The 13,293-nt window shown below is 65.8% G+C and carries 3 protein-coding genes; 1 reads left to right on the forward strand and 2 read right to left on the reverse strand.

Annotation, left to right across the window (positions count from 1 at the left end; all coding sequences use genetic code 11):
- The first annotated feature begins 148 nt into the window (after window positions 1-148).
- Window positions 149-11,050, forward strand: a complete 10,902-nt coding sequence (locus ACZK3J_RS04470; protein ID WP_478476441.1) for an autotransporter-associated beta strand repeat-containing protein — start codon at window positions 149-151, stop codon at window positions 11,048-11,050.
- A 57-nt stretch (window positions 11,051-11,107) separates the two neighbouring features.
- Here ACZK3J_RS04470 and ACZK3J_RS04475 read toward each other — a convergent pair whose 3' ends face one another.
- Window positions 11,108-11,551, reverse strand: coding sequence for a GNAT family N-acetyltransferase (locus ACZK3J_RS04475; protein WP_100437410.1), 444 nt, complete (start codon window positions 11,549-11,551; stop codon window positions 11,108-11,110).
- A 75-nt stretch (window positions 11,552-11,626) separates the two neighbouring features.
- Complete coding sequence (locus tag ACZK3J_RS04480; protein WP_478476442.1) at window positions 11,627-12,814, reverse strand: DUF3667 domain-containing protein; 1,188 nt, start codon at window positions 12,812-12,814, stop codon at window positions 11,627-11,629.
- Window positions 12,815-13,293: the final 479 nt, after the last annotated feature.

The following is a 13,293-nucleotide window of genomic DNA, read 5'->3' on the forward strand; positions in this document are numbered from 1 at the left end:
TTTTCCAGGTGCGGTCGCGTGAAGATGTGAAGATTTTCAGAAGTTAATGAAGCCAGGCCTTGTTCCCGTGTCGGGAGCCGGGGTGGGCCGCATTGTCTTCAAAAAACCTGCCTGCAGTGCCATCCGGTCTTTTCATGGAGATTTACCGATGAACCGCATTTACCGTCTGGTTTTCAATCGTGCCCTCGGCGTAATGCAGGTTGCTTCGGAGGTCGCCCAGAATCCCGGCGGAAGCGCGGTCTGCGCAGGGCGGGTGCCGCGATTGAGGGCGCACCAGCTGGCGGTCGCGCTGGCGGCCACGCTGGCCAGTGGTTCGGCGTTCGCGGCGTGCAATACCGCAGGCACCACGGTGACCTGCGCGACTGGCTCCAATACCAATTCGCTGGCCAACAGCATCAATGGCGTGACGCTGGATATCCAGACCGGCGCTGTGCTCAGCGTGCCGCCGATCGTTGGCGGAAGTGCCGTGAATTTGAGCGGTAACGGCATCACCGTGAACAACCAGGGCACGATCGATCCCACCCTCAACGGTGGCCTGAGCCTGGCGGCGTCGGGCATGGTGCTGGGTAACAACACCGTCGGTGGAAACACCATCAACGTCAACAACCAGGCGGGCGGGGCGATCAAAGGCCTGGTCAATATCGGCTCCATTCTCGGTTTCGGTGGACAGGCGCTGGTGATGCAGAACGCTTCCGGCGGTGTCAGCAACATCATCAACGCCGGCAATGTGGACATGTCGATCCTTGGCGCAGGCCTGTTGACCACGGCCGATGCGGCATCGATCGTCAGCTACGGTGGTGCGCAGACCAATCTCAACAACACCGGCACCATTACCGGCCGCATAGGGTTCCAAGGCTCGGCCACGGCGGGGGCCGGCAATACCTTCCTCAATGCGGGAACCATCAACGGCAGCGTGAACCTGGGTAGTTCGGTCACCGGCAACACCTTCACCGCCGTGTCTGGTTCCAGCGTCAATACCGCCGGTATCGGCGTCGCTGGACAGGTCGGCGTGCTTGCGGTGAATCTGGCCGCGGCCGGCATCGTCGACGGTGGTTCGGCGTCCAACAACAGCCTGGTGCTGCAGAACAGCCCAACCGGCCCGGGCAGCGGTACCGGTGGGGCGGTGACCACGCTGGGCTGGAACCAGTACATCAACTTCCAGAGGCTCACCGTCAACAGCGGTACCTGGAACCTGCAGGGTGCGTGGGCTGGCGCAGGTACGACCACGCTCAATGATGGTCTGATCAATTTCAACAATGCCGGTTCCTTCGGCACAGGGCTGTTCACCGCCAGCGGCGGTGCCATCGCCTCCTCCACGGCCGGTCTGAACCTGGCCAACGCTTTCAGCCTCGGTGGCAATCTGTCTCTGTCCGGAACCAATGCATTCGGTCTGGGCGGAGTGCTTTCAGGCGCTGGTGGGCTGACGGTCAACAACACCGGCATCGTCACCCTGGGCGGCGCGAACCTGTTCAGCGGTGGCGTCAACCTCAATGCTGGCGGCCTGGTGCTCGGCAATGCCGGTGCGCTCGGCACCGGCAATCTGACCGTCGGTGGCAACGCTTCGCTCGATACCTCGGCCAACTTCAATCTGGGCAACAACCTCGTCATCAACGGTGGCGGCACGCTCAACCTGCTGGGCAGCAACGCGCTGGGCCTGAATGGTTCGATCTCCGGCGCTGGCGACCTGATCAAGGCGGGTCCGGGTACCCTCACCTTGAATGGTGCCAACCTGCTTACGGGCTCCTTCGCGGTCACCGGTGGTGCGCTGGCATTGGGCGCCGGTGGCAGCCTGTCGCCGACAAGTGCGATCTCGCTGAGCGCAGGTACCAACCTCGATCTCTCGGTTGCGGCCAGCCAGACCATCGGCTCACTCGCCGGATCCGGTGCGCTCAACCTTGGCGCGCGCAGCCTCACGTTGGGTGGCCTGAACACCAGCACCAGCTTCTCCGGCGTCATCGGCGGTGTCGGCGGCGCGCTGGTCAAGGTCGGTACGGGTACCCAGACCCTGTCGGGCGCCAATACCTTCACAGGTGGCGTCACGCTCAACGGCGGTGGCCTGCTGCTGGGCAATGCAGGCGCGCTGGGTACTGGAACACTTAGTGTTGGCGGCAACGTGTCTCTCGATGGCACCGGGGCGCTTGCTCTCGCCAACGCGGTCAATCTGGGCGCGGGCAGCATCCTCAATCTGTCCGGGAACCAGGCATTGACCTTCAACGGCGTGATCGGTGGCTCCGGCAGCCTGGTCAAGAACGGCGCGGCCACCTTGACCCTCAACAACGCCAACACGTTTGGTGGAGGGCTGTCGCTCACGGCTGGAGGACTGGTGCTCGGCAACGGCGGTGCGCTGGGAACCGGCGCATTGAATGTCGGTGGCGCGGTGACGCTTGATGCCAGCTCGGCACTGACCGTGGGCAACGGCATCAACCTGGGGGTGGGTGGTTCGCTCAACGTGCTGGGCTCCAACGCGCTGACGCTGGGCGGCGTGATCGGTGGTACCGGCAGCCTGGTCAAGAACGGCGCCTCCACGCTCACGCTGGGTGGGGCCAACGCGTTCACCGGCGGTCTGAACGTGAACGCAGGAAAGGTGGCACTGGCCAGTGGCGGCAGTCTGGCGGCCACCGGGGCGGTGAGCCTGGCGGGGGCCGGCGCCGAACTGGACATCTCGCTCGGCGGCAACCAGACCATCGGCGCGCTGTCCGGCATCGCTGGCAGCACCGTGACGCTGGGCGGCAGCACGCTCACCTTCGGTGATGCCACCAACCAGACATTCGGCGGCGTGATCGGCGGTACCGGTGGCCTGGTCAAGCAGGGAACGGGCACGCAGACGCTCAGCGGCGCCAATACCTTCAGTGGTGGCCTGAACCTGGCGGCCGGTGGCCTGTTGCTGGGCAACGGCAGTGCACTCGGTACCGGCGCGTTGACGGTCAGCGGCAATGGCTCGCTCGACGCAACCGCAGCACTGAATCTGGGCAATGCCATCAACCTTGGCGCGGTGCTGACCCTGCCGGGCAGCCAGAACCTCACCCTGGGCGGCAACATCACCGGCACCGGCAGCCTGATCAAGAACGGTGCCTCGCTGCTGACCTTGAACGGCACCAATGCATTCAGCGGCGGCCTGAACCTCAATGCCGGCAGCCTGCTGCTGGGCAACAACGGTGCACTCGGGACGGGCGCATTGAGCGTGGGTGGCAATGCATCGCTCGATGGCAGCACGGCGTTGAACCTGGTCAACAATGTCACTCTGGGTAGTGGGGCTGCGCTGTCGCTGCCGGGTTCGCAGGCGATCACGCTTGGCGGGGTGGTTTCCGGAGCCGGTGGCCTGGTCAAGAACGGCGCCAGCACGCTCACGCTCAACGGCGCCAACAACTTCGCCGGTGGGCTGACGCTCAACGGCGGTGGCCTGATGCTGGGCAACGCTGGCGCACTGGGAACCGGGCTGCTTGCCGTGGGCGCGAACGCGACCCTGGGCAGTACGGTGGCATTGAACCTGGGCAATGCCATCGATCTCGATGCCGGTGCGCAGCTGAGCCTGACCAGCAATGAGAATGTTGCTCTGGGCGGACTGATCACTGGCACCGGTGGCCTGATCAAGACCGGCACTGGCGTGCTGTCGTTGAACAACAGCAACACCTTCAGTGGTGGTCTGGCGCTGAACGCGGGCGGTCTGTCGGTCGGCGCCAACGGTGCGTTGGGTACCGGTGCACTGAACATCGGCGGCAATGTTTCTCTGGATGCGAGCGCCCCGGTTTCGCTGGTCAATGCAGTGAACCTGGGCGCCAACACGCTGACCCTGCCGGGCAGCAGCAATCTCACCCTGAGCGGCGTGGTGGGGGGAACCGGTGGCCTGATCAAGAACGGCGCCTCGACGCTGACCTTGTCCGGTGCCAATACCTTCCTCGGTGGCGCTACGGTCAACGCAGGTACGCTGGCACTCGGCGCGGGTGGCAGTCTTGCCGCCATCGGTGCGGTGGACCTCGCCGGTGCCGGCGCGACGCTGGACATCTCCGCAGCGGGTACCGGGCAGACCATTGGCGCGTTGAACGGCGTGGCAGGCAGCCATGTGGCATTGGGCACGCAGACCCTTACTTTCGGTGGCGCCAGCAATGGCAGCTTTGCCGGTGTCATCGATGGCAGCGGTGAGCTGATCAAGGTCGGTGCTGGCGTGCAGACGCTGTCCGGTGCCAATACCCTCAGTGGCGGTGTCGCGCTTGATGCCGGTGGCCTGATCCTCGGGAATTCGGGGGCGCTGGGCACGGGCACACTGGGCATCGGCGGCAACGTCAGCCTGGACGGAACGACGGCACTGAACCTGGCCAACGCCGTGAACTTCGGTGGGGGTACGCAGCTGACGCTGGGCGGCAGCAGCGATCTCACCCTTGCAGGCGTGGTGGCCGGCAGCGGCAGCCTGATCAAGAACGGTGCAGGCCTGCTGACGCTCAACAACACCAATACCTTCGGTGGCGGCCTGACCTTGAACGGTGGTGGCCTGGTGGTCGGCGCGAACGGCGCACTCGGTTCCGGCACGCTGGCGGTGAATGCCAGCACCACGCTGGATGCGGGTGCTGCAGCGACGCTCGGCAATGCGGTCACGCTGGGCTCGGGTGTCGCACTGACATTGCCGGGTAGCAATGCGCTGACGCTGTCGGGTGTGATCGATGGCAACGGCAGCCTGATCAAGAACGGTGCCACCACGCTGACGCTGTCCGGTGCCAACACCTATACCGGCGGTACCACCATCAACGCCGGTACGCTGGCACTGGGAACAGGTGGCAGCCTTGCCGCGGCGGGTGATGTCACGCTGGGCGCAGGCGCTGGCTTCGATATCTCCGGTGCCGGCAGCAGCCAGACCATCGGCGCGCTCAACGGTGCGGGCGGAAGCACGCTGGCGCTGGGCGGAAACTCATTGACGTTCGGAACCGCCAGCAACGCTGCGTTCGATGGCGTGATCAGTGGCGGCGGCGGCCTGGTGAAAGTGGGTGCAGGCGTGCAGACGTTGTCCGGCGCCAACACGTTTGGCGGCGGCGTGACGCTCAATGCAGGCGGGCTGGTGCTCGGCGATGACGCGGCGCTGGGCTCTGGCGCGCTCACCGTCGGCGGGGCCGCCACGCTGGACACCACCGGCCTGGCAGCACTGACCAACAACATCGCGCTCAACGCAGGCCTGACCGTACTGGGCACCAATGCGCTGACGCTCAACGGGGTGATTTCCGGTACCGGCAGCCTGACCAAGAATGGTGGCGCAACGCTGACCTTGAACGGTATCAACTCCTATACCGGTGGTACCAACATCAACGCCGGCACACTGGCGCTGGGTGCCGGTGCAAGCCTGGCGGCGAGCGGTACCGTGAACCTCGCCACCGGCGCGACGCTGGATCTGTCGGCCGGCAGTGGCACGCAGGTGTTCGGCACCCTGGTCGGCAACGGTACGGTCAACCTGGGCGCCAATTCGATCGAAGTCGGCGGGGCGACCAATGGCACCTTCAGTGGCTCTATCGCAGGTACGGGTGGCCTGACCAAGGTCGGTGCGGGCATCGAGACGCTGACCGGTGCCAACACCTACACCGGCGGCACCTTCATCAATGCCGGCACACTGGCGATCGGTCCGGGCGGCAGCCTGGCGGCCACCGGTGCAGTGACACTTACCGCAGCGGGAACCGGCTTCGACATCTCGACGTCCGGTGCCAGCCAGACCATTGGTTCGTTGGCCGGCGTGACCGGCTCCACGGTCACTCTGGGCGCGCAGTCGCTGATCCTCGGCGGCAACGGCAACAGCGTGTTCGACGGCGCGATTTCCGGCACCGGTGGCCTGGTCAAGAACGGCACCGGCATCCTCACGCTGGGCGGCGCCAACCTGTTCAGCGGCGGCCTGGCGCTCAACGGCGGTGGCCTGGTGATCGGCAACAACGCTGCGCTCGGCAGCGGTGCGCTGACGGTGGGGGCCAGCGCTACGCTGGATGCTTCGACCGCGGCCAACCTGGCCAACAACATCACGCTGGCATCAGGTGCCAACCTCAACCTGCTGGGCAGCAATGCACTGACCTTGGGCGGCATCGTTTCCGGTACCGGTGGGCTGATCAAGAACGGTGCGGCCACCGTGACCCTGAGCGGTGCGAATACCTACACCGGAGGCACCACCATCAACAGCGGCACGCTGGCCATCGGTGCTGGTGGCAGCCTGGCCTCGACCGGTGCGGTGAACCTGGCCGGTACCGGTACCCTCGATATCTCTGCGGGCAACCAGAGCATCGGTTCGCTTGCCGGTGTGGCCGGCAGCACCGTGGCGCTGGGGGGCAGTGCGCTGACCCTGGGCGGCACGGTAGACAGCACGTTCAACGGTGCGATCACCGGTAATGGTGGCCTCGTCAAGAACGGCGCAGGCGTGCAGACCCTCAACGGCGCCAGCACCTTCAGTGGCGGTGTAACGCTCAATGCAGGCGGCCTGGTGGTCGGCAACGATGCCGCTCTGGGCACCGGGGCGGTAACGGTGGGTGGCAACGGTACGCTCGATTCGAACACTGCGGTGACGTTGGCCAACAACTTCGTCCTCAACGCCGGGCTGACCGTACTCGGCAGCAACAACCTCACCCTCAACGGCAGCCTGAGTGGCACCGGCTCGCTGACCAAGGAGGGCGCGGCAACGCTGACCTTGAACGGTGCCAATACCTATACCGGTGGCACCTTCATCAATGCCGGTACGTTGGCATTGGGTGCCGGCGCGAGCCTGCATGCCAGTGGCATCGTCAATCTGGCTGCGGGCGCGACCTTCGATCTGTCGGCGGGCAGCGGCACGCAGCAGTTCGGTACCCTGATCGGCAACGGCACGGTGAACCTGGGCGGCAACACCTTGACCATTGGTGGTCCCGTCAATGGCACGTTCAGTGGTTCGGTGGGGGGTACCGGTGGGCTGATCAAGGAAGGCACCGGCACCCAGACCCTGACCGGTGCCAATACCTTCACTGGTGGCACCACCATCAATGCGGGCACGCTGGCGATTGGCGCCGGAGGAAGCCTGGCAGCGAATGGCGCGGTGACACTGGCCAACGCCGGAACAGCGTTCGATATTTCTGCCGGTGGTGCGCAGAGCATCGGATCACTGGCCGGTGTTACCGGCAGTACGGTCGCGCTCGGCGGCAGCACGCTGACCCTCAATGGCGTAGGAAACACGACCTTCGCTGGTGACATTACCGGTACCGGTGGCCTGGTGAAGAATGGTGCAGGCATCCAGGGCCTGACCGGCAGCAATACCTTCAGCGGTGGCGTGGCACTCAACGCCGGTGGCCTTGCCTTGGGTAACAACAATGCACTGGGAACCGGCACGCTGACCGTGGGCGGCAATGCCAGCCTGGACGGCACCAGCGCGCTGACGCTGGCCAATACCGTGCAGCTGGCCAGTGGCACGCTGACCCTTGCCGGCAGCAACGCGCTGACCTTGAACGGTCCGATCAGCGGCGCTGGCGGCCTGCTCAAGGATGGCGCAGCAACGGTCACCCTGGGCGGTGCCAGCACCTACACCGGTAACACCACCATCAACAGCGGCACGCTGGCGGTGGCGGCCGGTGGCACCCTGTCGGGTGCGAGCACGGTCAATCTGACCGGTGCCGGTACGCTGGACATCAGTGCCGGTGGCAACCAGAGCATTGGCGGCCTGGCCGGCGTGACCGGCTCCAGCGTCGTGCTGGGTGGCGCAACCCTCACCACCGGCGGCAACAACGGCAGCACCGCCTTCGCTGGCGTGTTGAGTGGCAGCGGTGGCCTGGTGCAGAGCGGCACCGGCACGCTGACCCTGAGCGGCGACAACGTCTATACCGGTGGCACCACCATCAACGGTGGCAGCACGCTGCAGCTCGGCAACGGCGGCAGCACCGGTTCGGTGCTGGGCGACATCACCAACAACGGCAGCCTGGTCTACAACCTGGGCACCACGGCAACCGTAGGCGGTGTGGTCAGCGGTGGCGGTGGCCTGACCCAGGCTGGCAGCGGAACGCTGGTGCTGACCGGCAACAACACCTACACCGGCGGTACCACCATCAATGCAGGCGGCACGCTGCAGGTCGGCAATGGCGGTGCGACCGGCGCGATCGTCGGCGACATCACCAACAACGGCGCGCTGGTGTCCAACGTGGCGGGCAACACCACGCTGGGCGGCACCATCAGCGGCAGCGGCGGCCTGACCCAGGCCGGTGCCGGCACGCTGACTCTGACCGGCAACAACACCTATACCGGCGGCACCACCATCAATGCCGGTGGCACGCTGCAGGTCGGCAATGGCGGTGCGACCGGCGCGATCACCGGTAATGTCGCCAACAACGGCAGCCTGGTGTTCGACGTGGCGGGCAACACCACGGTCGGTGGCGCGATCAGTGGCAGTGGTGGCCTGACCCAGGCCGGTGCCGGCGTGCTGACGCTGGTCGGCAACAACACCTACACCGGCGGCACCATCATCAATACCGGTGGCACGCTGCAGGTGGGCAATGGTGGAGCGACCGGTTCGATCGCTGGCGACATCACCAACAATGGTTCGCTGATCTCCAACGTCGCGGGCAACACCCTGCTGGGCGGCACCATCAGTGGTACGGGTGGCCTGACCCAGGCGGGCAGTGGCTCGCTGGTGCTGACCGGCACCAATACCTACACCGGCGGCACCACCATCAACACCGGCGGCACGCTGCAGCTGGGCAATGGTGGTGCGACCGGCTCGATCGTCGGCGACATCACCAACAACGGCACGCTGGTGTCCAACGTGGCCGGCAACACCACGCTGGGCGGCACCATCAGCGGCAGCGGTGGCCTGACCCAGGCCGGCAGTGGCACGCTGACCGTGACCGGCAACAACACCTACACCGGCCCGACCACCATCACTGCCGGTGGCACCCTGCAGGTGGGCAATGGCGGCGCGACCAGTGCGATTGGCGGCAGCGTCACCAACAACGGCAGCCTGATCTTCAACGTGGGTGGCAACACCACCGTCGGCGGAGCCATCAGCGGCAGCGGTGGCCTGACCCAGGCCGGCAGCGGCACGCTGATCCTGGGCGGCAACAACACCTATACCGGCGGCACCACCATCAACACCGGCGGCACGCTGCAGGTCGGCAACGGCGGCGCGAGCGGATCGATTGCCGGCAACGTCAGCAACAACGGCAGCCTGGTGTTCAACGTCGGTGGCAATACCACCGTTGGCGGCACCATCAGCGGCAGCGGTGGCCTGACCCAGGCCGGCGCTGGCACGCTGACTCTGACCGGCAACAACACCTATACCGGCGGCACCACCATCAATGCCGGTGGCACGCTGCAGGTCGGCAATGGCGGCGCCAGTGGCTCGATCACCGGCAACATCACCAACAACGGTGGGCTGATCATCAACACCGGTGGCAGCACCACGCTGGGCGGCAGCATCAGCGGTGGCGGCAGCATCGTGCAGGCCGGCCCGGGCGGGCTGAACCTTGGCGGCAACAGCGGTGGTTTCAGCGGCACCGGCCAGGTCACCGGCGGTGGCCTGAATGTCACCGGCAACATCGGCGGCCAGTGGACCATCGGCAGCGGTACCACGCTGTCCGGCACCGGCACCATCGGGGGTACCGGTGGTGGCGTGACGGTATCCAGTGGCGGCGTGCTGTCGCCGGGTAATGGCCCAGGCAATGGCAGCGGTGCGGGCAATGGCACCGGCACGATCACGGTGGGTGGCAACCTGACCTTGTCGCCGGGCAGCGCGCTGGGCATCGATCTGGGTGCCACCGGCAGCGACACGGTGCAGGTGGGTGGCAGTGCCAACGTGGGTGGCAGCAGCGTGCAGGTGAATACCATCTCGCCGAGCACCAGCTACCAGCAGGGCCAGCAGTACACCGTGGTCAATGCGGGCGGTGGCGTGAGCGGGCAGTTCGCTTCGGCGAAGACGCCGTCGGCCTTCCTGACCATCACCCCGGTCTACACGGCGAACACGGCCAATCTGCAGATCGATGTGGCGCAGACTGCAGCCTTCACCACGGCGGCGAAGACGCGCAACCAGTACAACACCGCCGCAGCGCTGGACAGCCTGCCGCAGAGTGGTCCGGCGCTGGGGCTGTACAACACGGTGTTGATCTATGACGCCGCCACCGCGCGCAGCGCATTCGACCAGCTGTCCGGTGAAGTGCATGCCGCCAGTCGCGCTGTGCTGCTGTATGACAACTATCTGGAAGAAGGCATCCGCCAGCGCCTGGGCAGCGAGCTGCCGACGGTGCGTGGCGAGCGCGCGTCGGCCTGGCTGGCCGGCAGCGGCAAGGTGTTCAGGCAGGATGGTGATGGCAACGGCGACGACATCCGCTCCAACCGCAATGCGCTGATGGCCGGCGTGGACTGGCAGCTGGGCGAGCACGTGGTGCTGGGTGCAGCGGCCGGCAACGAACGGCTGGATACGCGCCTGTACGATCGCAGCTCGCGCGCCCGCCTGCGTGGCAACACCTTCGGCCTGTATGCGCAGGGCCAGTGGAACAACGGCTTTGCGGTCGGTGGCAGCGTGTCGCGCGGCGACTACCGCACGCGCACCACACGTGAGGTGCCGCTGCTGGGCCAGACCCTGTACAGCCGCCAGGACTCGGATGTGACCATCGCCCAGGTGGAGGGCAGCTGGACCTGGACCCACGGCAGGACCCAGCTGCAGCCGTACGTGCAGTTCACCAAGCACTGGGTCGACAGTGATCGCGCGGTGGAGCAGGGCGGCACTGCTGCGCTGGAGCTGGAAGGCGGCAAGGACACGCTCAATGTCAGCACCGTGGGTGTGCGGGGCCGCTGGGACGTGGGCAGCGGCGAGCGCTTCCCTGCACAGCTGACGGTCGGCCTCGGCTGGCAGCATGCTTCGGGTGACACCGACGTGGCCAGCCGCAACCGCTTCGCGGTCGGCGGCAATGCGTTCGATGTGTACAGCGCGGTGATGGCACGCAACGCGCTGGTCAGCCAGCTGGGCGTGGCGGTTGGGCTCGGCCGCAACAGCCAGCTGTCGATGTTCGTGCAGGGCCAGCACGGCGACGGTCGCCGCGATGTCGGCGGGCAGATCAACCTGCGCGTGGGCTTCTGAGGGGAGCGGGCCAGCGGTAGAACCACGGCGGGCGTGGATGGGACCGGGGCGGGAGCGCTAGAGCTCCCGCTCCATTTCCACGGCGTCGATCCCGGCACCGTGGCCATCGGGCACGATCCGCGTCACCTGGAAGCCCAGGCCGGCATAGAAGCCCTGGGTGTGCTGGCTGGTGCTGAGCGCGATGCGCTTGATCGAGGGATCCGCTTCGGCCTGGCGCAGGCGCGCCAGCGCCAGTTCGCGTCCCAGTCCATGCCGGTGCAGCGCGCGCTGCACCATGCCCCAACAGAAACCGGCGCTGCCATCGCCGCGTCGCGACAGGCCGCCGCAGGCCACGATGCGGTGGTCGCGCTCGATCACCTGGAAGGCGCAGTCCATGGCCTGCTCACGCAGGAAGCGCTCAAAGTCGCTGCGCTCTTCGGGCGCGAAGTAGGTGGGCACGTTGCTGTCGAAAATCGACAGGCAGGCGCTGGCATCTGCGGGTCGGTAGAGGCGGAGGTTCATGGGCCCACGATAGACGATCGTCAGTAGATCCACGCTACACGTGGATTCATGGGCCGGATGCCGTGCGTGTATCCCTCAGGCCGAGATTCCCGCCAGCACCGCATACATCACCACGAAGCTCACCAGGAACAGGTAGACGCCGCCGATGGCCAGGTAGCGCAACACGGTCAGCGCCTTGTTGCCGCCGTACACGCGTTGCTGCATCCACAGCAGATAGACCGGGACCGCCAGCCACAGCAGGGCATACAGCCATTGGCTGACGGCGGCGAAGGCGGGGGATGCGAGCGCGCTGCTGATGCCGGCGATGAGGAAGGTTGCCAGCAGCACCATCATCAGCCAGCAGTGGCTGTACAGCGCCACCACCAGGTGTTCCAGATAGCCCATCGACCGCGGGATGTAGGCGATGCGCAGCACCAGCGCGAACACTGGCATCAGGAAGAACAGGGCACCGGGCAATGCGGTCAGGATCGCCTGCATGTACAGATCGCTCTTGCCCCCCATGCGCTGGATGTTGGCGTTGCCGTTGTGCAGGCGCTTGTTGAGCCAGTTGTTGGCGAACCGGGGCCAGCCGGCCACCACGATGGGGTTGGTGTCAGCGTCCCACGGTTTGCCGTTGACGGTGTGGTTGAAGAAGGTGCCGGGCTCGGTTGTGGCGACCTCCTTGCTGGTGCCGGTGAGCTCGGCTTTGCGCTGTGCGGCTGCCGCATTCACCGCCGCTCTGGCCATGGCGAAGCCGGCGTTGCCGGTAGCAGGTGAGCTGGCCTGCTGTTGATCGATCATCGTCAGCTGTTTCGCGCGTGCGGCCTCGACCTGTTCAACGGTGATGGACTTGGCATACAGCGAATCGCCTCCGCCCATGCGGATGTCGTCGACGTGCACGAACAGTTTGCCGATGAAGAACGTAAACAGGGTGAGGATGACGAACAGCCGCAAAGGCTGCACGTATCCGACCCGGCGGCCCTTGAGGTAGTTCTGCGTGATGCGGCCGGGAACCCAGAGATCGCGCAGCGTGCGGAAGATGCGCCCGTCCAGGTGCCAGAAGGATTCGAACACTTCTTCAATGGCGTGGCCCACGTGCTTGAGCGGGTTGTGCGCCGATTGCCCGCAGCGATGGCAGTAGTGGCCCTGCAGGGCGGTGTTGCAGTTCTCGCAGTCGGCGTGAGCGCTGTCGGTCGAACTCATGGGCAATGGGCCAGGCGTCGGATGAAGGCGTCTACGATAGCGAATTTTCAGGTTTCGTTCAGCTTTGTTTTGGAGTGCCAACGAGCGTGCGTAAGGCGATCAAAAGCATCCACGCGTGGCGTGGATCTACTGATGGATCTGGAGGAACAAGTCCCTCTGTTGAGGGGCTGCCACGACAGGGGCGGGGAGAGGCAGGCGAAGGGAGGGGCCCAATGGTTGCACAGCAACGTTTGGGGCGAAGCGCGCGCAGCGCACTTCGCGTCCCGCGCCAGATAACTGAAAAAGGCCACCCCTTGAGGCAGCCTTTTTCAGTTATCTGGCGGAGAGGGGGGATCCAGTTGAGTCGGATCCAACCCCTTGAACCGCTTGGCATTCACAAACCGGGAGTGCCCTGTTTTGTGCCCGGCGCATTGTAGGACTATCCAAGCATGCACGGATAGCTCCGGGGCTCCTCCGTGTGCCTTTAGAGAATGCCGCCTGGATCGCCGAGGGCTGGTCGCGGGATAGCTACTCCAATTGGTCCTACCCGCTGGACCCGACTGCTCAATGAGCCATCTCAG

The organism is Stenotrophomonas sp. 86428_Sma, from assembly GCF_056481585.1.